Source organism: Lysinibacillus sp. FSL M8-0355, from assembly GCF_038008985.1.
Taxonomy (GTDB): domain Bacteria; phylum Bacillota; class Bacilli; order Bacillales_A; family Planococcaceae; genus Lysinibacillus; species Lysinibacillus fusiformis_D.
In genome coordinates this window covers 911306-937387 of the sequence record NZ_JBBPAI010000001.1, presented here as the reverse complement: position 1 = coordinate 937387, position 26082 = coordinate 911306, and the positions used below count along the sequence as shown (strand labels likewise).

At 37.6% G+C, this 26082-nt stretch carries 26 protein-coding genes and 1 riboswitch; of the genes, 12 read left to right on the top strand and 14 right to left on the bottom strand.

What is annotated here, in order from left to right; translation table 11 throughout:
• Positions 1-27: 27 nt before the first annotated feature.
• Complete coding sequence (locus MKY46_RS04375) at positions 28-861, bottom strand: TetR/AcrR family transcriptional regulator (RefSeq protein ID WP_340833801.1); 834 nt, start codon at positions 859-861, stop codon at positions 28-30.
• 99 nt (positions 862-960) lie between these two features.
• Between MKY46_RS04375 and MKY46_RS04370 the strand changes: the two genes are divergently transcribed.
• Entirely contained in the window at positions 961-4050 is a 3090-nt protein-coding gene (locus MKY46_RS04370) for an efflux RND transporter permease subunit (RefSeq protein WP_058843430.1), read from the top strand.
• A gap of 61 nt (positions 4051-4111) precedes the next feature.
• On the opposite strand, the gene MKY46_RS04365 is transcribed toward MKY46_RS04370, so the two are convergent.
• Positions 4112-5680: a glycoside hydrolase family 10 protein gene (locus MKY46_RS04365; protein ID WP_036125511.1), complete on the bottom strand. Its 1569-nt coding sequence runs from the start codon at positions 5678-5680 to the stop codon at positions 4112-4114.
• A gap of 592 nt (positions 5681-6272) precedes the next feature.
• Between MKY46_RS04365 and MKY46_RS04360 the strand changes: the two genes are divergently transcribed.
• The 4 genes from MKY46_RS04360 to MKY46_RS04345 all read left to right on the top strand — a co-directional run bounded on the left by MKY46_RS04360 (position 6273) and on the right by MKY46_RS04345 (position 8238).
• Positions 6273-7496 carry an MFS transporter gene (locus tag MKY46_RS04360; RefSeq protein ID WP_036125512.1) on the top strand — a complete coding sequence of 408 codons (1224 nt, stop codon included), beginning with the start codon at positions 6273-6275 and terminating at the stop codon, positions 7494-7496.
• Between the two features lie 75 nt (positions 7497-7571).
• Entirely contained in the window at positions 7572-7775 is a 204-nt protein-coding gene (locus tag MKY46_RS04355) for a hypothetical protein (RefSeq protein WP_036125515.1), read from the top strand.
• Between the two features lie 119 nt (positions 7776-7894).
• On the top strand, positions 7895-8119 hold the full coding sequence (locus MKY46_RS04350; protein WP_329808676.1) for a GNAT family N-acetyltransferase: 225 nt from the start codon (positions 7895-7897) through the stop codon (positions 8117-8119).
• The gene (locus MKY46_RS04345; protein ID WP_340835632.1) at positions 8119-8238 is read left to right on the top strand and encodes a GNAT family N-acetyltransferase; all 120 of its coding nucleotides are present in this window, start codon (positions 8119-8121) and stop codon (positions 8236-8238) included. The genes MKY46_RS04350 and MKY46_RS04345 overlap by 1 nt, the downstream gene beginning before the upstream one ends.
• Positions 8239-8468: 230 nt before the next feature.
• Here MKY46_RS04345 and MKY46_RS04340 read toward each other — a convergent pair whose 3' ends face one another.
• The 10 genes from MKY46_RS04340 to MKY46_RS04295 form a co-directional block, all read right to left on the bottom strand.
• Positions 8469-9452, bottom strand: a complete 984-nt coding sequence (locus tag MKY46_RS04340; RefSeq protein WP_036125517.1) for a S66 family peptidase — start codon at positions 9450-9452, stop codon at positions 8469-8471.
• Positions 9453-9476: 24 nt separating this feature from the next.
• Positions 9477-9971 (bottom strand): GNAT family N-acetyltransferase, encoded by a 495-nt coding sequence (locus tag MKY46_RS04335; protein WP_036125519.1) that lies wholly within the window; start codon positions 9969-9971, stop codon positions 9477-9479.
• 17 nt (positions 9972-9988) lie between these two features.
• Positions 9989-10945, bottom strand: a complete 957-nt coding sequence (locus MKY46_RS04330; protein WP_036125521.1) for a S66 family peptidase — start codon at positions 10943-10945, stop codon at positions 9989-9991.
• A 134-nt stretch (positions 10946-11079) separates the two neighbouring features.
• Positions 11080-11289, bottom strand: coding sequence for a Type 1 glutamine amidotransferase-like domain-containing protein (locus tag MKY46_RS04325; RefSeq protein WP_230593895.1), 210 nt, complete (start codon positions 11287-11289; stop codon positions 11080-11082).
• A gap of 46 nt (positions 11290-11335) precedes the next feature.
• Positions 11336-11437 (bottom strand): hypothetical protein, encoded by a 102-nt coding sequence (locus tag MKY46_RS04320; protein ID WP_445299959.1) that lies wholly within the window; start codon positions 11435-11437, stop codon positions 11336-11338.
• Between the two features lie 72 nt (positions 11438-11509).
• Positions 11510-12013, bottom strand: a complete 504-nt coding sequence (locus MKY46_RS04315; RefSeq protein WP_340833800.1) for a GNAT family N-acetyltransferase — start codon at positions 12011-12013, stop codon at positions 11510-11512.
• Between the two features lie 131 nt (positions 12014-12144).
• On the bottom strand, positions 12145-12624 hold the full coding sequence (locus MKY46_RS04310) for a hypothetical protein (protein ID WP_058843428.1): 480 nt from the start codon (positions 12622-12624) through the stop codon (positions 12145-12147).
• A 6-nt stretch (positions 12625-12630) separates the two neighbouring features.
• The gene (locus MKY46_RS04305; RefSeq protein ID WP_004224679.1) at positions 12631-13293 is read right to left on the bottom strand and encodes a potassium channel family protein; all 663 of its coding nucleotides are present in this window, start codon (positions 13291-13293) and stop codon (positions 12631-12633) included.
• Positions 13294-13434: 141 nt separating this feature from the next.
• Positions 13435-13890: a TlpA family protein disulfide reductase gene (locus tag MKY46_RS04300; RefSeq protein ID WP_036125531.1), complete on the bottom strand. Its 456-nt coding sequence runs from the start codon at positions 13888-13890 to the stop codon at positions 13435-13437.
• 148 nt (positions 13891-14038) lie between these two features.
• Entirely contained in the window at positions 14039-14581 is a 543-nt protein-coding gene (locus tag MKY46_RS04295; protein ID WP_004224676.1) for a peroxiredoxin, read from the bottom strand.
• A 406-nt stretch (positions 14582-14987) separates the two neighbouring features.
• Between MKY46_RS04295 and MKY46_RS04290 the strand changes: the two genes are divergently transcribed.
• The 7 genes from MKY46_RS04290 (at position 14988) to thiW (ending at position 21508) form a co-directional block, all read left to right on the top strand.
• Complete coding sequence (locus tag MKY46_RS04290; RefSeq protein ID WP_036125534.1) at positions 14988-15530, top strand: helix-turn-helix domain-containing protein; 543 nt, start codon at positions 14988-14990, stop codon at positions 15528-15530.
• A 17-nt stretch (positions 15531-15547) separates the two neighbouring features.
• A complete protein-coding gene (locus MKY46_RS04285; protein WP_036125536.1) occupies positions 15548-16654 on the top strand; it encodes an ABC transporter ATP-binding protein in 1107 nt (368 codons plus the stop codon).
• Complete coding sequence (locus MKY46_RS04280; protein WP_036125538.1) at positions 16644-17453, top strand: ABC transporter permease; 810 nt, start codon at positions 16644-16646, stop codon at positions 17451-17453. Before MKY46_RS04285 ends, MKY46_RS04280 begins: the two co-directional genes overlap by 11 nt.
• On the top strand, positions 17450-18247 hold the full coding sequence (locus MKY46_RS04275; RefSeq protein ID WP_036125540.1) for an ABC transporter permease: 798 nt from the start codon (positions 17450-17452) through the stop codon (positions 18245-18247). The genes MKY46_RS04280 and MKY46_RS04275 overlap by 4 nt, the downstream gene beginning before the upstream one ends.
• Positions 18244-19317, top strand: a complete 1074-nt coding sequence (locus MKY46_RS04270; protein ID WP_036125543.1) for an ABC transporter substrate-binding protein — start codon at positions 18244-18246, stop codon at positions 19315-19317. Before MKY46_RS04275 ends, MKY46_RS04270 begins: the two co-directional genes overlap by 4 nt.
• 228 nt (positions 19318-19545) lie before the next feature.
• A complete protein-coding gene (locus MKY46_RS04265; RefSeq protein ID WP_036125545.1) occupies positions 19546-20742 on the top strand; it encodes an MFS transporter in 1197 nt (398 codons plus the stop codon).
• Between the two features lie 66 nt (positions 20743-20808).
• Positions 20809-20916: riboswitch (TPP riboswitch) on the top strand.
• Between the two features lie 91 nt (positions 20917-21007).
• Positions 21008-21508: an energy coupling factor transporter S component ThiW gene (gene thiW, locus MKY46_RS04260; RefSeq protein ID WP_036125547.1), complete on the top strand. Its 501-nt coding sequence runs from the start codon at positions 21008-21010 to the stop codon at positions 21506-21508.
• Positions 21509-21752: 244 nt separating this feature from the next.
• On the opposite strand, the gene MKY46_RS04255 is transcribed toward thiW, so the two are convergent.
• Together MKY46_RS04255 and MKY46_RS04250 are read right to left on the bottom strand one after the other, a co-directional pair.
• On the bottom strand, positions 21753-24350 hold the full coding sequence (locus tag MKY46_RS04255; protein ID WP_036125549.1) for a VWA domain-containing protein: 2598 nt from the start codon (positions 24348-24350) through the stop codon (positions 21753-21755).
• The gene (locus MKY46_RS04250; RefSeq protein WP_058843423.1) at positions 24334-26079 is read right to left on the bottom strand and encodes a vWA domain-containing protein; all 1746 of its coding nucleotides are present in this window, start codon (positions 26077-26079) and stop codon (positions 24334-24336) included. Before MKY46_RS04250 ends, MKY46_RS04255 begins: the two co-directional genes overlap by 17 nt.
• Between the last annotated feature and the right edge of the window lie 3 nt (positions 26080-26082).

The window sequence follows — 26082 nt, the reverse complement described above, 5'->3', positions numbered from 1 at the left end:
ATAACGTGAACAATTCTATCCAGTAGTTTAAATATTAAAGTATTTTGCGCTTACATAAGCAATCCAATGATAGGCTGTGTCTTGACGTAGATTTTCTATTAGCCCTTTAATGATGGCTTTACTGTAAGTAGGATTTTCTATTTCTTGTCTCAATAGCATAAGGGATTCTTTTACAATAGGATCCTCAGTAGGATCAATATTTTGCTCCAATAATTGTAGTAAAGCATCTTTTGAAACATCTTGTTCACAAGGTTTTGCAATAAATGGCACAAGATCTGCTGTAATAAAAGGAATGGTTGTATGGTGTGCAATAATATCTGTCTTCTCTGCTAAAGATTTTGCCAATTGCTCTAAATCTAGTGGCATATCTGAAAAAATAAAAAGCTCAGCATAACTCTTCATAAATCCTTTTATACAATACATCACATCATATTTCGTTTCTTGTAATTTATCCTGATAAAGTTGTTCAAGCATATAGATGATTGATTTCGACATTTCTGCTTCATACGCTGTTATTTTATGAAATAGCTCTTTTTTTGTTAGAAAGACCTTTTCGTTAAAGAACACACGAGCAGATGTAGAATGTGCTTTGAATGCTTGAAAGATGCTTTTATAAAATTCAACCAATACGGTTTCTTTACTATAGGTTCCTCTGACTACTCGGTCAATATCTGTAATGAACTGCTGTAAATAGTAATCCACCATTGAAATAACGAGCTCATCTTTTGTTTTGAAGGATAAATAAAATGCACCTTTAGAAATTCCACAGCGTTCTGTAATTTGTTGAACTGACGTAGCTTCAAAACCCTGTTCAGAAAATAGCTCTATCGCTTTCTCCATAATTAATTGCTTTTTTAACATATTTTTAAATCTCTCCTAATGCATTTCGTTGACAAATGACCGATTAGTCATTAGTATAAATAATTGAATTTAGATAGTCAATAAAGGGTAGGTGTGAAGGTGAAAGGTTTAGTTAATTTCGTATTAAAAAACAAATTGGCAGTTTGGTTACTAACAATTATCATCACTGTCTCTGGTATTTATTCCGGTACAAGAATGAAAATGGAATCAATACCCGATATTTCAATCCCATATTTAATTGTCATGGGAGTATATCCTGGCGCAACGCCTGAACAAGTAATGAATGAGCTTTCCATTCCATTTGAAAAATCTATAGAAAGCTTAGAAGATGTGAAAGCTGTTTACTCAACATCCTCTTCCAACGTAGCACAAGTTCAAGTAGAATACGACTACGGAATTGATATGGATGAGAAGAAACGTCAATTAGAAGCAGCTTTAGATAATCTTAAACTACCTGAAGGTGCTCAAGAGCCTACTATTATGGCGATTAGCATGAACATGATGCCAGTAGTTGCTTTATCTGTAAGTAGCTCTAAGGAAGATATTGTAGACTTAACTTCTACAGTAGAAGACGTGTTACTTCCAAAAATTGAAAAAATTGATGGTGTTGCCTCTGCGACCATCACAGGTCAGCACATTGAACAAGTATCATTTAAATATGATGAAGAAAAAATGGCTGCACTTGGTTTAACGGAGGATACAGTTAAACAAATGATTCAGGCAAGTGATATGTCACTGTCACTTGGTTTATATCAGTTTACTGTTGGCGAACAGGCTGTTTCAGTAGATGGTAAAGTACAATCTGTTGATGAGCTAAAAGATTTATTAATTCCAGTTACACCTTCAGCTACAAATCCTTCACCTTTCGTTCGTCTAGGTGATATTGCAAAAATTGAAGTAGAAGGTAAAGTACAATCTGTTTCACGTACAAATGGGCAAGATGCCATCGCCATTCAAATCGTGAAAGGTCAGGATGCGAATACGGTAACAGTTGTTAATGCAGTAAAAGACCTTATTAAAGATGAAGAAAAACGATTAGACGGCTTAAATGTAGATATTTCCCTTGACCAAGGAGCCCCAATTGAAGATTCTGTATTTACAATGATCGAAAAAGCAGTATTTGGTGGCGCTATTGCAGTCTTAATCATTTTACTATTCCTACGCGATTTCAAATCAACTATTATTTCAATTATTTCTATCCCAGTTTCTGTCTTCATGGCATTACTGCTATTAAACTGGATGGATATCACACTCAACATTATGACACTTGGAGCGATTACCGTCGCAATTGGGCGTGTGATCGATGACTCGATCGTAGTTGTTGAAAATATTTATCGACGCATTCACTTAAAACAAGAAAAACTTACGGGTCGTGCCCTTATTCGTGAAGCAACGATTGAAATGTTTAAACCAATTCTTTCGTCTACATTAGTAACGGTAGCGGTATTTGCCCCACTAATTTTCGTAGGTGGTATGGTAGGCGAATTATTCATGCCATTCGCCCTAACAATGACATTTGCACTAGGTGCATCACTATTAGTAGCTATCACCATCGTACCTGCATTATCTCACTTCTTATTCCGTAAAAAATTATACGGTGAGAAAACAGAAAGCCAACATAAAGAAGTTGGGAAACTTGCTACTTGGTACAGAGGTATTTTAGAAAAAACATTAAATCACAAAATTATTACTTCTATCATTGCGATTGCCCTACTTGCTGGTTCTCTTGCATTAACACCACTTATTGGCTTTAGTTTCATGGGATCACAAGAAGAAAAAGTAATGTACTTAACGTATACTCCTTCAACTGGAGAACTAGCTGATGAAACGGCAGCGAATGTTGAAAAAGTAGAAAAAGAATTAATGAAGCGTAAAGACGTTAATATTTTACAAGTTTCCATAACGGATGCAAATAATGTTGATCCATCAGCAATGATGATGGGTGGAGGCGCTGGTGGTGCCTTAATGTACCTTATCTTTGATCCAGATATGGAAGACTTCCCTAAAGCTCGTGAAGAAGTAGAAGACTATGTATTCAACATCGGTCAATCAGGAGAATGGAAGTCTCAAAACTTCTCTTCTATGTCTATGTCTTCAAACGAAGTCAGCTACACATTATATAGTGATGACTTAGATAAACTTCGAGATGCTGTGAAACAAGTAGAAGGTGTCCTAAAAGAAGTGGATGGCTTAGAAGATATTAAATCTGATAACGAAGATCCATACGTAGAGCATGTACTAAAAGTAGAACAAAAAAATGTCCTACAATATGGTTTAACAACAGCTCAAATCGTGATGGCATTAAATTCGAATACAACAAAAGAAGTATTAACTACAGTTAAAAATGATGGTAAAGATATTGATGTGATCGTTCAACGTGATGCTAAAGCAGCTGCTACTTCCTTAGATGATGTCTTAGCTACTGAAATTAAAACGGCTTTAGGCACAACCATGACAATCGGTGAATTAGTTGATGTCGAGGAAGGTACGACACTTAACTCGTTATCTCGTTCAAAAGGTGAATACTTTGCAACTGTATCTGGTACGATTATCGGAGACGATATTTCAAAAGCCACTTCTGCTGCTGATAAGAAAATTGATAAATTAGATTTACCAAAAGGTGTTACAACTGGTGTTGCGGGTGTTGCTGCCGATATGCAAGAAACATTCACTAAGCTTGGTATTGCTATGTTAGCGGCAATTGCCATTGTTTACTTCATCTTAGTAGTAACATTTGGAGAAGGTTTAGCTCCATTCGCTATTCTATTCTCCCTACCATTCGCCGTAATTGGAGCATTTATTGGTTTATTCGTTACAGGTCAAACTATTTCTGTATCTGTAATGATGGGTCTGTTGATGTTGATTGGTATCGTCGTAACCAATGCCATCGTATTAGTCGACCGCATCATTCATATGGAACATGATGGTCTTGCCATGCGTGAAGCGATCCTCGAAGCAGGAGCAACACGTTTACGTCCAATCCTAATGACAGCCATTGCCACAATCGGGGCAATGATTCCAATGGCACTTGGTTCTGGTGGCAGTGGTTTAATTTCGAAAGACTTAGCTATTACTGTAATTGGTGGTTTACTATCTTCAACACTATTAACATTAGTTGTTGTACCAATTGTCTATGAAATGCTGTCTAAAATGTTAAAGAAAAACCGTAAAGATATTGAAGAAAATTAATAAAAAACAGCTACTCATGCAGTTATATTGCGTGAGTAGCTGTTTTTTTATCATAAGCTATTTACTGATTATCTTTCACCACAAAAACTTCCTTGCTTTCCACACCTGCAGCAGATACAGCCGTAATGCCATATGTGTAGCTTTGCTTAGCAAGAGCTGTCTTGTCCACAAATTCAGTGATGCCATCCATATTATAAACAACATCCACTATATTTTGAGGATCATTATAAGAACCCTCTTTGTTCCCTGCAAAACGATAAATGACATACTTGCGTGGTTGTGTTTCATTTTCGTCTATAATGTCAATTTTGCGACCAGTCGCTCCCTTTGTCACTTGTACAAAAGTCGGCTTATTCGGCCTAGTGTCATCATCCCAAGTTGTACCTGGTGTCAGTGCTGTATAATTATATAGTTGTTGATTAACAATCGTTGCATAGCCCAGTTTATTGTTTTGAATACTTTTTAAGGAGAAGTGCATTTGCCCTTTGGCTGCTACCTTTTCCGAACGATTCGCTAGTATTTGACTTGGTAATTCCATTTTGTTTTTCCATGCTGCATCACTGTCATTGCCAACTTTGTAATCAGCAAGTCCAATGTATAGATGAACAGGGTGTGTTTTTGCATATGTTTGTACCTCATGGCTCCACCAATCTAGCAATGTCCCATATTTCGCAACAGCTAATGTTCTTGACCAATAAATTTGTGGTGTAATGTAATCAATCGTGCCATTTTGAATCCATGTTCTGACGTCTGCATATAAATCATCGTAATTATTGACACCAGCTCGCGTATCGCTTCCTGTTTTGTCCAGTGATTTATTGCGCCATACGCCAAATGGAGAAATACCAAATTGAACATATGGTTTTGTATCTTTAATGGCTGTGTATAGATTTTCTACAAGTTGGTTGACATTATCTCGTCGCCAATCTTCCACCTTTTTAAAGGAACCACCATATTTTTTAAAAGCTGCTTGATCTGGAAAGACTTCATTTGCAATTTTATATGGATAAAAATAATCATCCATATGGACTGCATCAATATCGTAATTGGCTACTAGCTCTCTTACTGTTTCCACTAAATAGTCTTGTACTTCTGGTAAACCAGGATTTAAATAATATTGTTTGCCATATTTGACAACCCAGTTTGGATGGGTTCTTGCCACATTATCGGCAGCAAGGTCTGTTAGTTTTTGTCCAGACATTGTTACACGATAAGGATTCATCCAGGCATGCAGCTCCATCCCTCGTTTATGTGCTTCCTCTACCATAATTGCAAGAGGATCGTAACCAGGATTTGTACCTTGCTTTTTCCCTGTTATGTAGGATGACCATGGCGCTAGCTCAGACGCATACATTGCATCATTTGTTGGCCTTACTTGATAAATAACTGTATTCAATTTGCTGGCTTTTAATTGATCCAATGTTTGGCGTGTCCAAGCTGTATACTGCTCCTTAGTCATACCCGCTTTCATATCAATATTAAGAACCGTTGAAATCCAGACAGCCCGCATTTCCCTTTTCGGCTGTGTCGTGCTTGCCATCGCTGTCTTTTCAGGAATTGTCGATAGGCATAACACAAAAATCATCGCGACAAAAGTGATAAGTTTCCATTTACTATTATTCTTTCTCATATTTCCTCCATTTGCTATTTTTCTATTTTAGTATATGATAGGTTCTCGCTAAATGCACGTCTCCAAAGATACTTCACTGGATGAATGAAATAATGCGGTCATAAGTATTTCCGTCTATTTAAGAAGAAGCAGCTTAAAATCTATAAATTAATAGCACTATTAAATGATACTTTTTGTTGTCATTCATTTTATCAAATACTTTAGTTGATTCTAAAATCTGTATAATCAAAACAAAAAAACAGCCAAGAGAGCGGTGAAATGCTTTTCTCGGCAATTTGTTATTTTACTATCATTTCCCTTGTTATTAGCTCTGGTCCTAAAATGTTAAGGTGTTTGATTCGTTCTTTACGCGCAGATAAACTTTATGCTACAATCAACACAACTTATATAGAACGGAGGGTATTCCTAATGACAGCTTCAATCAGACTACGATTTCACATTATTAACTAAATATGTGTACACTTTGCCTGCTGTGCAAGGGAAATGGGATTAGTCTAGTCTGTTTTAGGAATACAGGAAGAGAGGGGACTGCAACACCCCCTCTTTTTTGTTGTCTTTCAACTTTCCACACAGGCACTACTGTTAGAAAGGGATGACGAATTTGGATCATTGGAAACGCAATACGATACTTTTTTTAAGCAGTCAAACCATTTCACTTTTTGGCTCTGCTCTAGTGCAATATGCCATTACATGGTATATCACACTTACAACGCAATCAGGCATCATGATGACCATTGCGATTATTTGCGGTTTTGTACCGACCTTCTTCTTAGCACCAATTGCTGGTGTTTGGGCAGATCGCTACAATCGTAAATGGCTTATTATTTTGGCAGATGGCATGATTGCCTTATCCACGTTAATTTTAGCTATTTTATTTTTAACTGGCTATGATGAGCTCTGGCTATTATTTGTTATATCAGCGGTACGTGCAGTTGGTGCAGGTATTCAAACACCTGCTGTAGGCGCTATTTTACCGCAATTTGTGCCTGAAGAGCATTTAATGAAGGTCAATGGGATAAACAGTAGTATTCAAGCTTTTATCATGATTCTTGCACCCATGGCAAGTGGGGCATTATTAACGATGGCTTCAATCGAATCCATTTTCTTTATTGATGTGACGACAGCTGCTATTGCCATCACCATCTTCTTATTATTTCTGCATATTCCTGCACATGCCAAAGCGAATCAACCACAGACAACAAGCTATTTTAGTGATATGAAACAAGGCTTCATCTACATTAAAGAGCATGCTTTCTTAAAACAATTATTCTTGTTCTTTGCCTTTTTCATGTTGCTCGCTGCACCTGCTGCCTTTTTAACACCTTTGCAAGTTACACGTAGCTTTGGCGATGATGTATGGCGTTTGACTGCCATCGAAATGGCCTTTGCCATTGGTATGTTAATCGGTGGTATCGCCATCGCGACATGGGGTGGCTTTAAAAATAAAGTGCATACCATGACATTATCTGCTTTGTTATTTGGTCTTTGTACAATGGCTCTTGGAATTATTCCTGTTTTTTGGCTGTATCTCGTGATAATGGCTGTTACAGGAATAGCTATGCCAATCTTTAATACACCCGCAACGGTGTTATTACAAGAAAAAGTAGAAAGTGATTATATGGGGCGAGTATTTGGTATTCTTAGCATGATTTCTACCTCTATGATGCCTTTAGGTATGCTTATTTTTGGTCCAATAGCTGATATAATTGCCATCGAATGGCTACTAATAGGGACAGGAATATTACTTTTCATTCAAGGATTTTTCTTACTTGGAAGTAAAGTCTTGTTAGCTGCTGGTAAGCCAACAAACGATTAGTCCACATATCACCTAAAACTAATATGTTTAAACTCTAGTAAAAAAGTGAAAGCTTATAGTAAGAGGTGATAATGAATGACTGAAAAAAAACAAGCGAAAACTCGTTATACAAACAACCCTGATGTACTGGATACAGATAAAAAAAGCATTTTCGATCAACACGAGGATATGAAAACAGTCGATCCAATACCTGTTGAAGAACTGAATGAAAAAGTGAAAGACGAACAACATAAATCCAACACAAAGGATTCCTCAGCTACTGCTAAACGTTATCCATAAAGTGAAGCTAGCAGGATTTTTCACCAGACAGCTTTTAAGGATATTAAGATAAAAAGTCGACCCAATGTATTAGGAAATTGGGTCGACTTTTTCATATAGTAATTTAAAGAGGGAAATAAATGAAACATGCAATACCTATTTTGAAAACTGAAAGGCTACTTTTAAGACCTATTGCTCCACTAAATTTAGAGGCCATGTATGATTACGCTTCTCGCGAAAATGTGGCACGCTATGTGACGTGGCAGGCCCATACAAGTTTAGAGGATACTAAAGCTTTTTTAAAACGAATATTAAATGGCTATCAGCAAGGTAATCTCTTACTTTTGGGCATCGAAGTACACTAATTGGTACAATCGATTTTGTTACGATTAGCAACACACATCAATATGCAGAAATTGGTTATGTACTTTCGGAGGATTATTGGAATAAAGGATTCACTACAGAAGCAACAAAAAAAAACTGATTGACTTTGGCTTTAAGGAAATAAATTTAGTACGTATTCAAGCACGATGTTTTGAAGAAAATATAGCCTCTTAAAAGGTTATGGAGAAATCAGGCATGCAATTTGAAGGAATTTTACGCAAAAGTATGTTTGTTAAAGGAAAATACCAAAATGTGAAAATGTACGCCATCACTGATGATGATTATAGAAATCTTTAGCAAACAAAGCCTTGCTCCATATGCAAGACTTTATCATGACAACCATTTTTCTACACAATATATCTTTTTAGCTGTTGCATCTAGCTTTACTCGTTTCCCTATCGCTATTGGATGCATAGGATGTGTATGGCAAATATCCACCTCTGCTAATAGAGGTATCTCTATTCCATCCAACTGTTCAAGTAGAATATCATAGGGTTGTCTGCCCGTTCCTAAATCATCATAGCATTCATGTTTGCCCAAAATAATGCCCCTTACTTTATTAAAGACACCATGCAATTTCAGCATAGCAAAATTCTTTTCAACAATAGCAGCATTTTTTAAGCAGTCCTCCACTAATAAAATGTCACCTTCCAAAATTTCAGGGAAATAAGGCGTGCCAATAAAACCGTACATTGCATTTACATTGCCGCCAATTAACCTACCTTCTACAACCCCTTCCTGAATTGTTAACCATTCATTTTTCTTGAGCTTTTTATCGACCGTCTTCTCGAGCCAGTTAACAGGTTCATCTGACCAGTAAGAGGGCATTGGCATTTCATAAGGTAGTGCTTGCGGTTTAAAGAAATAATCCTCAAAAAACTTGAAGGTGTCATTTACTAATGGTTCAAACTCGCCAAAAGAAGGGACAAACGCTGGACCATAAAAAGTTGCTATACCTGTCTTTGCATAAAGAGCAAGTAAAATGGCTGTTGCATCCGAATAACCTACGACTATTTTGGGCTGTTGACGAAACGCCTCATAATCAATGTAGGGCAGCATACTATTGGCATTTGTCCCTCCGATTGTAGACATAATGATATTCACATCTGGATTGCGTAGTAATTCATTTAATTCTTCCGCACGTTTCTTTGGTGAACCAGAGCGATAATAATCTGATTTGCCAGTAAGAGAACCTGTTACGATTTGAAGGTTTTTCTCTTCTAGAAACAATTTGGCACGTTCATAACGTTTCAACGCCGTCACCGTTGCTGGTGAGGATGGTGAATAAATGCCGATATTGATCTGTGTCGTCATACGTACATTCCTCTCCCTATCAAATTATAATAGCTTTGACATATAATATTCATTGATATATTGACCATCTACATATAAGGAATTTCGCTTTATTCCCTCTATGTCAAATCCCATTTTCTTATATAAAGCAATTCCAGCCTCATTATTTTCCATAACGGTTAACTCTAAACGATGGATACCATTAACTTTTGCCCAATCCTCTACATGATTAAATAATGCCGTCCCTATTTTCCTTCCTCGATAGTCACTATGTATGCCTATTACAAGATAAGCACGGTGAGCAATTCTAGATGGTTCATTGCCCTGTAAAATTAAATAAGCAACAATCTTTTGTTCCATTTCCGCCACGAATAAAGCTGAATGGTGGCTATGATATAGCTTTTCAATATAGCTTCCAAATTGCTCGGGCTCTAATTTTCGCTCACCTGGGCCAAATAGCATAAGATTGGATGCCTCTGCATTTGTCGTAACAGCTATAATCTGTGTACTATCCTTGCGTGTTGCTTCTCGTATTAGCATGTAAAGTTCCTCTCTCTTTAAAATTTAGTAATCTGCATTATTCGTTCTTTTGTATTCATGTAGATATTCCCACCGATAGGAAATGTCAAAATCGGTTGTGTGTGACCAACATCCACATCATAAAATACAGGAATAGTTTGTAATCTTGGGTGTTTATCTAAAATAAAATGCAATTGTTCTTCTGTCATATCAGAAGCTCGTTGAAATCGACCTATTGCCATTCCCTTTATTTGCGTAGTTGATTGTAATAAAGACGTTAAATCACGTGCAAAAATGGCAGGATTGACAAGCTCATCGTCTTCTAAAAATAATATACAATTCGCTAGATCAGGCATGTAAGGTGTTCCTTGCAATAAATTGAGTGTACATAAATTCCCACCATAAAGCTGCCCACTTGCCTCCCCTTCTGAATAGACCTTCCAACTAGCCTCTTCAAAATGGCGTTTTTCCTGATCTATATACCATGTATCATCGCTCCAAACTTTAGACGCAGTTAGAGGAAACGGAGCATTTCCCATTAAACACTTTTGAAAGTAAGATAGCTGATACGCCTGTCCTTGCTCCATACGAAAGCTAGAAAAATGAGGTCCTGAATAAGTGATAAAGCCACATTTTTTTGTAATGGCTGTAGCCAGAGCCGTAATATCACTAAACCCGCAAAGTATTTTCGGGTTTTCAGCGATCATTTGATAATCTAAATACGGTAAAATCTCATTACAGTTGTATCCGCCAAGTGCTGTTAGTATCGCTTTTACTTGAGGGTCACGAAATGCCTCATGTATATCCGCCACTCGATGCTCTATAGATGCAGACTGCTGTAAATCACATTCAAAAATATGTTGGCCAAATGAAATTTTAAACCCTAATTTCTCCAGTATGGTTTTCGTTTGCCTTACTTTTACAAGATTGGCGCTTCGACTTGGAGCAATGACTCGTATCTCATCACCAATTGATAGTTTTTGTGGAACTCGCATTTTTCTACATCCCTTCTAATAGGTTTGAATTTTAGCCACTAATTTTTCATTCCTAAAATGGAGTATCTCTTCATTATTGAGTGTATAGTCTTTTCTAGACAGCTATCAAATATCAATCCTCTTTCCTGATCCTCCTAGTAGGGACAATATGTTTCTGGCAATATCCCTAAGCCGTTATATCCCTCATAGTCATTGTTTGTATTTTCACTATAGCACTTTTCAAACCAACACATTGCCCCTGCGCCGATGCCAGCTAATACAATTCCTTTTTGATAAGCCTCCTTTAATACTTCATGGAAACGATATTGTTGCCATTTTTCAACTAGAAAACTTGTAATCCCCACCTACATAGATAATATGCTGGTCAAGTATTTTCCTCGAATATTTTTGTCACCCATATCCTTTTGCAAAAAAATGTGTTGCTTCACAATGATGGAATGCTGAATAAAACTTCTCACTATACCCCTGGGCATCATTACTTGCTGTTGGAATAAAACATATTTTGATTCGTTCATTTGATGCAAAATATAGTTAGCGATAAATGCCTGCTGATCGTGCAATAATTTATCTTGACCCTTTATGATTTTTCCTTATTTCGTACAGGGCTTGTTCATGACCAAATCTTTCTAACACCTGTACTTTGTGCATACCTAACTTTTCGAGTAAGTGACAAGATGCCTTATTAGCAGTTTGTGTTTCTGCCACAATCGATGATATATCTAAATAATTCAGGCCCTCCTCCATCACCGCTGTAAGGACTTCAAAAGCTAGCCCCTTTCCCCAATACTGTGGTAAAAATTGATAGGAAAGCTCATATAACTCTTTATCATGGTATTCATCGATAGAAACAAGTCCAATAAATTCACCTGTCGTCTTTAATGATATATATAAATATGTATTAGGAAATGGTGCTGCTAGCATACCTTTAAAGGATGCCTCTATATAGCTGTCCTGTGGCACACCTCCAAGATAGGTTCTAACTTGTCCATTGGAGTAAAGCATATGTATAGCTTTGTAATGTTCTGGTTGTAATGGCTCTATCACACAGTTACTTGTTATAAACTGCATTTTTCTACCTCCTTCTTTATGCAAAGTGTAATTCAACCATCAGACAGAAATCAAACATTTTTTCCAAATATTACTTTCCACTTTTATAAAAAAAGTAGTGACCAGCCCTTATTGCTGAATCACTACTTGCGTTATTGTCCGAATTGTTCGAGTAACCGTTGTGTATTGGTTGATTGTTCGAGGGCTTTTTTCTCATTGGCCCAATAAACCAAATATTGTGTATCGCCAACGGTGAAGACCATTTGTTGCAATTCTTCATCAAGCTCAGAACGAATGGCTACCTCTAAAATTTCCACCTCATAAAGAGGCTTTTCTTTCATTTTATAAACAATATGATAAGCTGGCTCTTCTTCAAAAATTGTTCTTTCCTTTTTAGAAAGATCTCTTACATGACTTAATGGATGTTTCTCTATAAAGTCTTTTGCTTCATCTCCTGTAGCTTGCAATAAAGATTGGTCCCCTTGCAATAATTCAATTGCATCGATTTCTGTGGCATGATCTAAAATTAAGGAGATTGCCTCATCTTCATTTTTTTCTCGATATTGCATGATAAAAGCACCAATTAGTAAAACAGCGGCAAAAATAACAAATCTCCATCTTCGTTTAGTCATTTGCCATTACCCATTCAATGCCTTTTTAACAAAGCGATTTATATCAACGTCAGCACCTATCACAAGCATAATATCTCCTAGTAAAATCTTATCACTTGCTTGTGGAGACACGATAATATCAGCTCCACGCTTGATTCCTACAATGTTAATGCCATATTTTGCTCGAATATCTAAATCCATAATGGAGTATCCTGCAATCGCGTCATTTGCCTTTAACTCCATAATTGAATGTTCATCCGAAAGCTCTAAATAATCTAGCACTGTATTAGATAACATATTATTAGCAATACGAATCCCCATATCTCGCTCAGGATGGACGACAAAATCTGCACCAATTTTACGTAAAACTTTTTCATGATAGTCATTTTGAGCCTTTACTGTAATTTGCTCAACACCAATTTCCTTTAAAATAATCGTTGTTAATATACTCGCCTGAATATCTTCACCAATTGCTACAATAACATGCTCAAAATTACGGATACCTAATGAATTCAGTACCGATTCATCAGTTGAATCTGCAATGACAGCCTGGGTAGCAATGGAGGCAAATTCATCTACACGCTCTGAAGAATGGTCAATTGCCATCACCTGTGCACCCTGACTCATTAATTCACGAACAATACTTCCTCCAAAACGTCCAAGCCCTATGACCGCAAACTCTTTTTTCATCATAAAAAATCCCTCCGAAAACTACTATACCATCATTGTAGCTTATTCTTTATCATATGTATTGTTAAAACAAGAGTCTATTCGTCAATGTTGGATAACAAAAAAGACGAGGATCTTGATCCCCGTCTAAACTTCTTTTTATTATTCAGCGTTACGCATCTCATCTAGCACGCGATTGACACGCTTTTCTAGCATTTTCATGCCACTTCCTCCAGCTTGCATATGACGCAGCTGACCATCTTTATCAAACACAAAATATGCTGGTACATATTGGTTTTCAAAAGCATCTGTTAGTTTCATTTCACTATCTACAAAGATTGGTTGCACAATATCATGTTCTGCTGCTACTGCTTTGATTGTATCTAAATCAGTGTCTGCCTCAGAACGCGGCATATGTACTGCTACAACATTTAATTCATCTTTAAATTGATCACGGAAATTGTTGACGTCCGGCATTGCTTCTTTACATAAATGACAGCTTACTGACCAAAAGTGGATTAATGTTGGTTTCTCGCCTACTAATTCAGCTTTTGTTACTTCCCCATTTAACCAAGTCGTTGCACCTACTAGCTCAGGCATTTGTTCACGAAGTTTCATAAAAATCCTCCTCTAATATATAGGTTGTTTTCAACTAGTTCGATAACAATTGAAAACCCTTCTCAAAAACAAAAATTCAGTTAAAAGTCCCCACAAACTTGTCGTGGGGACTCTTAATTTGTTCCATAATGACTCGACTCTATTTAGATTATAGAGTTGCTTGACCTGGACGCCAGTTTGCTGGGCAAAGACCACCAGTTTGAAGTGCTTGAAGTACACGTAACGTTTCATCAACATCACGGCCGATGTTGTTATCGAATACTGTTTGGTATTTTAATTCGCCTTCTGGGTTGATGATGAATAGACCACGTAATGCGATACCTTCTTCTTCAATTAAAACACCATATTCTTTCGAAACTTGGTGGTTTGTATCTGCAGCTAATGGGTATTTTAATTCACCAAGACCATTTTGAGTGCGGTCTGTGTTAATCCATGCTAAGTGAGTGTGGATTGTGTCTGTAGAAACACCGATTACTTCTGCATCTAAGTCTTCGAACTCGTCATAACGATCACTCATCGCAGTGATTTCAGTTGGACATACAAATGTGAAATCCATTGGATAGAAGAAAAGAACTGTCCATTTGTCTTGTGCTTTAATATCTTCTAATGATACTTTACCAAATGATTTGTCTGAAAGTACTGCTTCCATTGTAAAGTCAGGTGCTTGTTTACCTACCATGCGTTCTGCCATAATAAATCCCTCCGAATAAATATGTAGTTTATATATTCCATTCGCACAAGCGAACTCATCTTCTACGATAGCAGAGTAACCGCAGTTTTTCAAACAAGTAAACTCCGCTCGTTTGTACGTTTGAAGTGGCATGACAAGAAATCGTCAAATCCACAAATGAAATGACTGCTACAGCCTATTTATTCACTATTTTTAACAAAAATATTCTACCCTATACAAAATTTTTCTCCATTTTCTTTATGCCTGTTTTTTTAACATTTTATAGCTATTTTTTTCACGAAAAATGATTGCAAAAAAAAAATTATTATGTATAATTGTAATGGTTTTAGTAAACTAAAAGTTTCGTTAAAGTAAACTTCGTATTTCAAAAGTTTATGATTGCTAAACTTCTTCTAGGAGGGAAAAGATGCAAATAGGAGCAAAAATTAAAGCGCTTCGTTTAAAAAAAGGTCTTACCCAAGAGGAACTTGGAGAACGTACAGATTTAAGTAAAGGTTATATCTCCCAATTAGAACGTGATTTAAACTCACCTTCTATTGAAACATTATTTTCTATTTTGGAAGTGTTAGGTTCAACACCTAAAGATTTTTTTGATGATGACTCACCTGAACAAAAGGTTGTCTATACAGAAGAAGACCAATCTATCTATACAGATGAAGAAAAAAATTATGAAATTCAATGGCTAATCCCTACATCTAACGAAAAAGAGATGGAACCCATTTTCTTAACCTTTGCTGCTGATGGCGAATTCAAGCAATTTGAGCCGTCGCTCTCAGAAACATTTATTTATGTTGTCAAAGGACGTATTCGTCTTGTTTTAGGGAATGAACAGTATATCGCAAGTGAGGGCAATGCTCTTTATTTTGACGCGACAGATCATCATCAAATTTTCAATGCACATGCAGATGAAACTAAAATTTTACTCGTTGCAACAGATTCTTATTTATAGCTTAAGGAGGCGCATCAATGACAACGAATTCCATTATCCGCTTTGAAAATGTTTCAAAGTCTTATAGTGACGGTACCGTCGTCTTAAAGAATATCAACTTGGAGCTTGAAAAAGGTAAATTTTATACACTTCTTGGTCCATCTGGTTGTGGAAAAACAACCATTTTACGAATTATTGCTGGTTTCACAGAACCAACGACTGGAGATATATTTTTCCACGATAAAAAAATTAATGCAGTACCTGCAAATGAACGTCAGGTCAATACTGTTTTTCAAGATTATGCGCTATTTCCTCATTTAAATGTTTTCGAAAATGTCGCATTTGGACTACGCATTAAAAAGCTGCCTGAAAATGAAATAAAGGAACGTGTGGCTGAGGCATTAAAATTTGTCAATTTGGCAGGCTACAGCAACCGTGAAATCTCTGAAATGTCTGGTGGGCAGCGTCAGCGTGTGGCGATTGCGCGTGCCATTGTTAATGACCCTGAAGTCATTTTACTGGATGAGCCACTTTCCGCATTAGACTTAAAGCTACGTACTGAAATGCAGTATGAATTGCGTGAATTACAGCAACGTCTTGGCAAAACCTTTGTCTTTGTTACACATGATCAAGAAGAAGCACTTGCTATGAGTGATGAGATTTTTGTTTTAAGTGAAGGACAAATTCAACAATCAGGTACGCCAGTGGATATTTATGATGAACCGATTAACCGCTTCGTGGCTGACTTTATTGGTGAATCTAATATTGTACCAGGTGTGATGATTGAAGATTTCAAAGTTGAATTTGCTGGCAAAATTTTTGAATGTGTCGACCAAGGGATGAAACCAAATGAAAAAATTGATATTGTTATTCGACCAGAAGATTTAGAAATGACAACTATCGATAAAGGGAAACTTGTGGTGAAAGTGGATACACAATTATTCCGAGGCGTACATTATGAATTATCGACGTACGATAAGGATGGCAATGAATGGCTAGTCCATTCATTGAAAAAAGCAGAAGTAGGGACAGAAATTGGCTTAGGCTTTGATCCTGAGGCTATTCACGTAATGCGCTTAAATGAAACTGAGGAAGAGTTCGATAAACGATTAGAATCGTATGGAGACGATGAAGATGCAAACTAAGACATCGAAATCAGCGTTATTTCCATATGTGTTATGGATTGCCTTTTTCGTTATCGCGCCGATTGCCCTCGTTGTTTATTATTCCCTACTTGATTTACATGGCAATTTCACGCTCGATAACTATAAAGCGTTCTTTACTTCTGTTTACTTAAAGATGACATTGAGCTCGTTTTGGTATGCCTTTTTAATTACATTCTTTACTTTATTAATTTCATACCCAACTGCTTATTTCTTAACGAAGACAAAGCATAAACAGCTTTGGCTTCTGCTCATCATTATTCCTTCTTGGATTAATCTATTGTTAAAAACATATGCCTTTATCGGCATCTTTGGATTATATGGACCAATTAATGCATTTATTGAAGTATTTGGCTTCGATCCTAAGCAAATGCTCTTTACGGATATTAGCTTTGTCTTTGTATCGGTCTATATTTTTATTCCGTTTATGATTTTACCGATCTTCAACTCCTTAGATCGATTAAACCCGACGCTTATTTATGCAGCACGCGATTTAGGTGCCTCTGCTTTTACAACTTTTCGCCGTGTCGTTTTACCATTAACAATGGATGGCGTTAAATCTGGAATTCAAGTTGTCTTTATTCCAGCGCTATCCCTGTTTATGATTACACGCTTAATTGCCGGAAATCGCGTCATCACGCTTGGTACAGCGATTGAACAGCAATTTCTTGTAACACAAAATTGGGGGATGGGTTCTACTATTGCTGTGTTCTTAATTTTATTCATGGTGATTATTATGCTTGTTACGGGACAAAAAGATAAAGGAGGTCGCGTACGATGAACAAACTATCTGCATCAGCTAAAGTCTATTTAACGATTGTTTTTATCGTTCTGTATGCTCCCATCTTCTATTTAATCTTTTACTCGTTCAATAGTGGTGGCTCCATGAATCACTTTGAATCCTTTACTTTAGAGCATTATAAAGCTGTTTTTGAAGATTCACGTCTTCTTGTTATATTAATTAATACTGTAATCGTGGCATTACTTTCTGCTTTGATTTCTACTATTATTGGCACACTAGGTGCAATCGGTATTGTGACTGTCAAGGATTCAAAAATGCGCAATACTTTACTATCCTTAAACAATGTCTTAATCGTCAGCCCAGACGTTATTATTGGTGCTAGCTTCTTAATTTTATTTACAATGGTTGGCATTAAGCTTGGCTTTGCGTCTGTCTTGTTAGCCCATGTCGCATTTAGTGTACCGATTGTTGTTCTAATGGTTTTACCTAAACTACTAGAAATGAATAAATCATTAATCGATGCAGCATTAGATTTAGGGGCTACGAAAAAGGATATTATGATGCGTGTCATTCTTCCTTATATTCAACCAGGGATTTTTGCGGGCTTCTTCCTTGCCCTTACGTATTCTTTAGATGATTTTGCCGTGACATTTTTCGTAACGGGTAATGGCTTCAGCACATTATCTGTAGAAATCTACTCCATGGCCCGTGCAGGTATTTCTTTAACGGTTAATGCTATTTCTGGTTTGGTATTCTTTGTTACGGTGTTAGTCGTTGTTGGTTATTATTTCATTACAAGTCGTACGAGTAAAAGAATGGAGGGACAACGATGAAGTCATTAATTCAAGCTACCATCGCCATCCTTGTTGTTTCAGCCCTTTTATTCTATGCGGCTGACGCCTTAAGTGCAGGCGGCGGTAAAAGTGGAAAAGACACGTTAACAATCTTTAACTGGGGAGAATATATTGATCCTGACTTGTTGAAACAATTTGAAAAAGAAACAGGCATTCATGTCATCTACGAGACATTTGATTCCAATGAAGCGATGATGACCAAAATTCAACAAGGTGGAACAGCATATGATATTGCCGTTCCATCTGAGTATATGATAGAAAAAATGAAGGAAGAAAATTTATTGATTCCTTTAGATAAAACAAAAATCCCTAATTTTAAAAATATCGATCCTTACTTTTTAGATTTACCATTCGATGATGACAATAAATATTCGGTCCCTTATTTCTGGGGAACAGTAGGCATTGTCTACAATCCAAGCCTTGTGGGAGATTTAGATTTCTCTTCTTGGGATGATTTATGGGATCCATCCTTAAAACGAAAAGTCTTTTTAGTGGATGGTGCTCGTGAAGTCATTGGAATGGGCTTAAACAGTCTCGGATATTCCTTGAATTCACTAGACAATCAGGAACTACGTGAGGCTACTGATAAATTAATCACACTTGCACCAAATGTAAAAGCCATCATTGGAGATGAAATTACACCATTAATGATCAACAATGAGGCCACTGTAGCCCTTACTTGGTCTGGGCAAGCAGCAGATATGATGTATGAAAATGAGGAGCTAGACTTTGCTGTACCTGAGGAAGGCTCGAATTTATGGTTCGATAATATGGTCATCCCTAAAACATCGAAAAATATCGACGGTGCCCATGCCTTTATCAATTTCATGCTAAGTGCTGAATCGGGTGCACAAAATGCCGATTATGTAGGCTACTCTACGCCTAATATCGCTGCTATGGACTTAATGGATGAAGAAGTTGTTTCTGATGAACGCTACTATCCTTCTGAAGAACAACGCGATACATTAGAAGTTTACAAAAATTTAGGACCAGACTATTTAGGGAAATATAATGAATTGTTTTTAGAATTTAAAATGAGTATTCGTTAAAGCATATAAAGGTCTATCGATGAATTTTTATTTTGTCGATAGATCTTTCTCTATTATCTTCCTGCTTTTGGCAGCACTTCACCTATTGTCTGTTTATTGTTTTCTACATCGTGGATTGGTATTGCTGCACTAGCAGGTATGTTTCATTTCAGACTTTCAACCGATATGATGATAGGATATCTTATGATAGACTTTAGTATATTTGATTATAAAAAGGGGGTTCATTCGATGACCCAGCAGAAGTCCAATAAGGCGGCTTTATATATTTTAATGTTTAATATGTTTATCGCAATGGGGAGTATTGGAATTATTATTCCTGTCATGCCAGAGTATTTAAAAATTTTTGGTGCAGCAGGACAAGTTCTAGGTATGCTAATTGCAACGTTCGCCTTAGCTCAATTCGTATTTTCTCCAATTGCTGGGAATCTTTCGGATCAGTATGGTCGGAAAAATTTAATTATTTTCGGTCTTATTGTGACAGGTCTTGCACAAATCGGTTTTGGCCTAGCCACAGACGTCTGGATGCTATTTTTAGCACGCTTTTTAGGCGGTCTAGGTTCCGCATTTGTTGCACCTCCTATTATGGCATTTGTAGCTGACGTTACTACCTACGAGGAACGTGGAAAAGGTATGAGTATGTTGGGTGCTGCTATGTCACTGGGCTTTATGATAGGGCCAGGAATAGGTGGTTTCTTAGCAAAGGTTAGTTTACATTTTCCATTTTTCACGGCAGGAGTTGCTGCCATACTTGCATCTGTTTTATCTTATTTTTTATTACCATCTACTAAACCAAACACTTCACATGACAAGCAAAAGCAAGAAAATCTGGCGAAGCAAATGGCTCGTTCCATACATATGCCTTATTTCGTTATGCTCATTATCATGCTCGTGTTCTCGTTCGGAATTGCCAACTTCCAAACAACCTTGTCATTATTTGTGACAGAAAAGTTTAATTACACACCCGTAGATATTGCGATTATTTTAGTTGTCGGTGGTGCTTTTGGGGTAGTTGTACAAATGTTTGTGATTACACCACTTTTTAATCGCTTTGGTGAAATGAAAGTTGTGTTAGTCAATTTATTTATTGCATCTGTTGCTATTTTCTTAATATTGTTTGTATCTGGCTTCGCTCTTATATTAGTTGTAGCAACTATTTTCTCTACAGCAACAACACTAATTCGTCCTGCTGTAAATACACTAATTTCAAAGCTTGCAGAGAAAGAACAAGGGTTTGCTGCGGGCTTGAATAATGCTTACATGAGCCTTGGCAATATGATTGGACCAGCCTTAGCAGGTTTACTATTTGACTGGAATATGAACAGTCCATATATTTTCGGATCTATCATATTATTAGCCTGCTTCTTCCTTGCACTCATCTGGACATTGAAAAAAGCACCTCATCTAATGCATCCTGATACGAAATAGTCAGAAAAATCATTGACTATTTTTAACATTATGTTACATTAATGTTGGTTAATAAAATTGAATGATATTTACCACTGGGGGAGCCTTTAAAAGGCTGAGACGTATATGATGATGTACGGACCCTTTGAACCTGATCTAGTTCATACTAGCGGAGGGAAGTGGCGCTACTTGCTATTGTCATTGTCTATGCAAGGCCGCTTCCTATTGTTTAAAGGAAGCGGCCTTTTAATTTCCCTCATGATTTTATTCAAGAGGAGTGAACCTTATGTCAATTCGTAAAATGACAATCATGGCTTTATTAGTAGCGATTGCTGTAGCAGGATCTACCTTTGTATCCATACCAACAGGCATCGCACGCGCCTACCCCGTTCAGCATGCTGTTAACGTAATAGGAGCTATTATACTAGGACCCGTGCCAACAGTTCTAGTTGCCTTTGTGACAGCCATCATTCGTATCTTTACTGGTACAGGCTCTCTTTTAGCGATTCCTGGTAGCGTCATTGGAGCATTGTGTGCGGCCCTTGCCTACAAATACAGTAGAAAATCATGGCTAGCAGGATTCGGCGAAGTTTTTGGCACTGGTATTTTAGCTTCACTTATTGCCGTACCCTATGCAAAATTGCTTATGGAGACATCCGTAGCCGCATTATTCTTCATGCCAGCCTTTTTAACATCAAGTACCATCGGGGCCATCTTAGGTGTTATGGTAGCTAGCACTTTGCGAAAATCGGTACTAGTAAAGAGTTTTAATTCTTCGCTTTATTGAGTGGTGCTGAGTGCTTTTTGATTTTGGAAATCCTTTAAGATGTGCGAGAAGATTTCTTTTCTAGTCTTTGAGCGGGGTTCGTTTCTTTATGAGCGTCTCTCTCCCCCGAGAAGCACTTTTCGAAGGCTGCACTGTGTCAATCACCTTTGCACCCCTTTCCTAGCGGAAACCACCATTTTTTAAAACCTCAAAGCATTTAAAAAAGCAGTGCAAAATGGAATGATTTTGCACTGCCTTCACTCTATTATGATCGTTTTTTCATACCCTTTAATAGCTGGGCTACGTTCGTGTCTTCTGCTTGTACAGGTTTCTCCTCAATTGGCTGCTCTTTTTTATTCGTTTTTGTTAGGAAACTCCACCCAAAACGTCTTATGGTAATATCCATAAAGAATAGAAGCATACTTGCTAAAAGAAGCCATGTGGCAATGTTTTGTCGATCCGCTCCTTTGGTTGTAAAGTCACGGAACACATCTTGTGGTTCTTTTAAAACGGCTCCCCCTGTTTGATTTGTTAACTCTTCAACCAGTTTTTCATTAACAGGGAGCAGTTCATACTCAGCACTATAAGGAACACTTAGGCCTGCCTGATAAATGGCCTGCTGCTCATCCGCTATACGGAAGAAAATCAATCCAGGTTCGGCCTGTACAACAGCTCGAACTTGGGAGGCTGAAATGGTTTCTAACTGAGTTTCTAACTCCTCCCCTGCTTCATTAACCGCTACAATGTCTAAAAATGCGGCTTCATTTGTAGGGTCTGTAATCATAAAGGAGCCATCAGCTTCTAATCTCACATCATAGGCAACATCATTATAGCTTGGCAACATTTGTGAAATAAGCGTCTGCCAAAATGTTCCCCAGTCCTGCCATCTTGCCCAATCTCCTGTCCATTTACCCGTTGAATCGGATGTAAAAGCAAATGTTTTACCGAGTCCATATTGCCATTGTGCTAACACAGGATCTTCCTTCTCACTTTCTGCAATTACGGTTGTCCCTTGCTTAGCTGTCGTTCCAATATAAGCATTCATTTGAGGGACGCCATTGGCAAATAGCGAATTCCATCCTGCGGCATTATAAATTGCTGGATAAAACGGATTATCCTCAATATAGGTACGAGAAATCATAGCTGTTTCACGAGATAAAATAGAAGGAATGGTTTGTTCATCAATAACATCATAGAACCGTCCACTACCCATATCACTAAGTGCTTCGAGTAAGTTAGCATCAGCATCTTGTCCAATCGCTACTGTTGATAAAGTGATACCATTTTCTTTTCCCTCAGCAATTAAATCCTCATAATTCCCAGATTGTGATTGCCCATCGGTTAAAAGAATAATATGTTTACGTTGAAGCTTTAAATCGGCGAGATTTTCATAGGCTTTAGCTAATGAACTATAGATTTCTGTTCCGCCTCCTGGTGTTACTGATAGAATGGTATCCACTGCCTCTTCTTTACTTTTAAGAGGTGCGGTTTCTATGATTTCCCAAGGACGATCATCGAAGGCGATAAAGCCTAATGTATCCTCATCTCGTAGCATTTCAACAGAACGTGCCGCTGCTTCCTTAGCTAGCTCTAGCTTCGAGCCATGCATACTGCCAGAACGATCCAGCACTATGACTAGCCCTAATGAAGGTAATTGCTCCTTGCCCTTAATTTCCATCTCCACAGGCAATAACGTTTCAATTGGCGTTTTAAAATAGCCTCCTAAACCAAAACTATTTTCTCCACCAACCATCGTGAAACCAACCCCAAAGTTTTTGACTGCTTGCTCAATCACACTCATTTTCGCCTCACCAACTAAATGACCAGGCACATTGTCAAAAATGATCGCATTATATTGTAAATAACTGGACAGTTCATTTGGTAGGCTTTTAGGATCGACAACATCATAGGCAATGGATTGACTACCAAGTGCTGCCGCGATAGGTGAAGCTGTTTCATAGCCATTGACGATGAGTAAATGGGGTTCACTTTGTACCATTGTGACACTTGTTAATTTATTGTTTTCAAAAATAGCATCCTGCCCAACTTGAATAACTGCTTCGTATTTTACAAGTCCTTCAGCTGTTGCTGCGTGTTTATAGGTAAACACATTTGTACCTTCCGTCAGCTCAACTGCCTCGCGATGAATTAGTTCATCATTTTCATATAATAACAGCTCCCCTTGCCCTGCTGCTGTTGCATGAATTTCTGTTACTAATTGTTGCTGCTCTCCTACATAAGCAACCTGAGGAGAGACAAAGCTTTTGAGCGACACATCATGGACAACTGGTAGACTAAAAGGTACAACGTCCACACTAATATTGGCACCTTTCAATCTGGAGACAAATTCTAAAGCATCTCCTTTTGTCTCATTGCCATCTGTTAATAATACAAGGCGAGTCGCTTTTTTAGGATCAACTATGCCTGTTGCAAGCTGTAGACTTTGTTCAATATTCGTTTGATCTGTTGCTTTGATTTCTGTAAGCTTCGGTACATCCTTTAATTCTTTAGACAAAATGGCTTCTGTTTGTAAAGTGGAAGAAAAAGAATAGATCCCTGCAAGTTGGGGTTCTTTTTTAGATTGTAGGCTCTCCTGTATAAACTGAACCATCTCATCTTCTGTACCATTCATAGACGCAGATCGGTCTAGTAAATACACGATCTGTTCTTCTTTTATCGGTAATAATAAATACGGCCCTGCAAGTGCCAAAACTAAACAGCATATCGCTACTATGCGAATAGCAAGCACAACAATATGACTCTTTTTTAGTCGCTGCCGTTCTCGAAAATAAGTCCATCCAAAATACAAGAACAATGGAAGTAATAGCAACAATACTAATGGCGTATCAATTCGTAAATCCACGACGTCGTTGCACCTCCCACTCTGAAACAAGCAAAATTAAAACTATTACAATTAACCAAGGTACGAAGGAGGCCATCGATACCTCTTCCTTCCCATTGTCTGAAATGTCGCCTAATGTATAGCTTGTTCCTTGTTCAATAACACGTTCCTGGGCTTGCAATTGCACAATAAATTGTTTTTCTTCATTATTTGAACGTACCATATAAATACCTGGTTGTTTTGGTGCAATTAACATGCCCTGTGTAATAGAAGAAAGAAACTCATCTTCTTGCGAATAAACACTCCAGTCTCCTTGCGCTAAGGCTACTGCACGCTGTTCATTCGGTGTGAAAATACCAAGTGAACCGACTGATTCTGTTAACTGTTGCTCAGTACTCCATAAAAATAGCGGGAATGATGGATGCAATGGCCAATCTGTATCAGCAATATCCGCTAAAACAACGATATCCCCTTTAGGAGAGCGTTGGATAAACGGCTCATCTCCTACAGAAGCAATGGTTTCATAATCCGAAAATCCAGGATAAATAGCACTAACATAAATATCCTTTAGTTCGCTAAAAGCAAATAATGCATCACTTTTAGCACTTACTGTACCACTTGCTTCCACTTTTTCGGCATCATCACGTCCAAATAATACTAGCGGTTTCTCCATCTTCTCCAATAAGGCTGTTTGGTTTGTGATGACAGTTGCATCCTGATTGTCAGCTACTTGTAAAGACGGAACGATTTTCACGCCGCTACTGACACTTTGAAAACCTTTTTGTATCAACTGATGCATACCCTGATCAACAACAATTTTTGAAGTAGTCGTTTGTAGTAAGACGGTTTGTTGATTGTCTACGGCATAATCATCGTTTGCATCAATAATAGCTGTCATCGATTTTGCTAAGGGTAAATCTTTGAAGGTTTTCGTAATGGCTTCATTTGGAGGCACAACGACACGTTCTGCTACCAGCTCTTCACCCTCTGCATTTTGTATCGCTAATGTCACCTTTTGTTCAGCAGTTGTATCATTATGGAGCTGTACAAGTGCCATCGTAACCTGACCATCTGTCGTTGCAGCAAAGCGTGTAATGGCGATATTTATTAAGTCTTTCGCAGCACCTCTAACTAGCCATTTCACTGAATCTTTATCCATTGGTAATTGCTTTTTATCAAGCGTATCTGTAAAAACATAGATAGAAGTCGGTGTATCACCCACAAATGCCTGTGCAACATCCAGTGCCTTCGTCATTTCAGCCGTTTCATAGGATACTTGTAAATCTTTAATCGCTTTTTCAATGTCATTCATATTTGTTTCTTGCTGCAAAACGGCTTTTGGAGCGGCACCTGTTGTAATCAATGTAACAGGTCGCCCATTCAACTCTTCCATCAATGTCAACATCTCTTGCTTATGTGTGTCAAAGGTTGATGAATCTTTTCCTGCTAGCATCGTGGCTGATGTATCAACAATAAATATCGTTTGTGCACCCACAATGGTTGATTTTTTCACATATGGATTCATCAGCGCCAATACAAGTAGCAGTAAGGCTAGCAGCTGTAAATATAGTAAGGCATTTTTTTGTAAATGCTTTAAATAAGGTGATACACGGGTTTCCTGCATAATTTCAGACCAAAATAGGGTCGAAGAGACAGTTTGATCAGTATATTTTTTACGAAAGAAATAATAGAGTAGGACAATGACCGGGATGATGGCCGTCCAGCTAAATATAATTTGACTAAAGCCCAATAC

Excerpts from the sequence above, each read along its gene's own strand:
- MKY46_RS04330 (WP_036125521.1), bottom strand. The coding sequence starts at position 10,945 with ATGCGAGTTCCACAAAAACTATCAATTGGTGATGAGATACGAGTCATT.
- thiW (WP_036125547.1), top strand. The coding sequence starts at position 21,008 with ATGTCAATTCGTAAAATGACAATCATGGCTTTATTAGTAGCGATTGCT.
- MKY46_RS04335 (WP_036125519.1), bottom strand. The coding sequence starts at position 9,971 with ATGCTAATACGAGAAGCAACACGCAAGGATAGTACACAGATTATAGCT.
- MKY46_RS04310 (WP_058843428.1), bottom strand. The coding sequence starts at position 12,624 with ATGACTAAACGAAGATGGAGATTTGTTATTTTTGCCGCTGTTTTACTA.
- MKY46_RS04355 (WP_036125515.1), top strand. The coding sequence starts at position 7,572 with ATGACTGAAAAAAAACAAGCGAAAACTCGTTATACAAACAACCCTGAT.
- MKY46_RS04350 (WP_329808676.1), top strand. The coding sequence starts at position 7,895 with ATGAAACATGCAATACCTATTTTGAAAACTGAAAGGCTACTTTTAAGA.
- MKY46_RS04270 (WP_036125543.1), top strand. The coding sequence starts at position 18,244 with ATGAAGTCATTAATTCAAGCTACCATCGCCATCCTTGTTGTTTCAGCC.
- MKY46_RS04365 (WP_036125511.1), bottom strand. The coding sequence starts at position 5,680 with ATGAGAAAGAATAATAGTAAATGGAAACTTATCACTTTTGTCGCGATG.
- MKY46_RS04290 (WP_036125534.1), top strand. The coding sequence starts at position 14,988 with ATGCAAATAGGAGCAAAAATTAAAGCGCTTCGTTTAAAAAAAGGTCTT.
- MKY46_RS04275 (WP_036125540.1), top strand. The coding sequence starts at position 17,450 with ATGAACAAACTATCTGCATCAGCTAAAGTCTATTTAACGATTGTTTTT.
- MKY46_RS04285 (WP_036125536.1), top strand. The coding sequence starts at position 15,548 with ATGACAACGAATTCCATTATCCGCTTTGAAAATGTTTCAAAGTCTTAT.
- MKY46_RS04280 (WP_036125538.1), top strand. The coding sequence starts at position 16,644 with ATGCAAACTAAGACATCGAAATCAGCGTTATTTCCATATGTGTTATGG.
- MKY46_RS04315 (WP_340833800.1), bottom strand. The coding sequence starts at position 12,013 with ATGCAGTTTATAACAAGTAACTGTGTGATAGAGCCATTACAACCAGAA.
- MKY46_RS04265 (WP_036125545.1), top strand. The coding sequence starts at position 19,546 with ATGACCCAGCAGAAGTCCAATAAGGCGGCTTTATATATTTTAATGTTT.
- MKY46_RS04295 (WP_004224676.1), bottom strand. The coding sequence starts at position 14,581 with ATGGCAGAACGCATGGTAGGTAAACAAGCACCTGACTTTACAATGGAA.
- MKY46_RS04340 (WP_036125517.1), bottom strand. The coding sequence starts at position 9,452 with ATGACGACACAGATCAATATCGGCATTTATTCACCATCCTCACCAGCA.
- MKY46_RS04375 (WP_340833801.1), bottom strand. The coding sequence starts at position 861 with ATGTTAAAAAAGCAATTAATTATGGAGAAAGCGATAGAGCTATTTTCT.
- MKY46_RS04360 (WP_036125512.1), top strand. The coding sequence starts at position 6,273 with ATGACGAATTTGGATCATTGGAAACGCAATACGATACTTTTTTTAAGC.
- MKY46_RS04305 (WP_004224679.1), bottom strand. The coding sequence starts at position 13,293 with ATGAAAAAAGAGTTTGCGGTCATAGGGCTTGGACGTTTTGGAGGAAGT.
- MKY46_RS04300 (WP_036125531.1), bottom strand. The coding sequence starts at position 13,890 with ATGAAACTTCGTGAACAAATGCCTGAGCTAGTAGGTGCAACGACTTGG.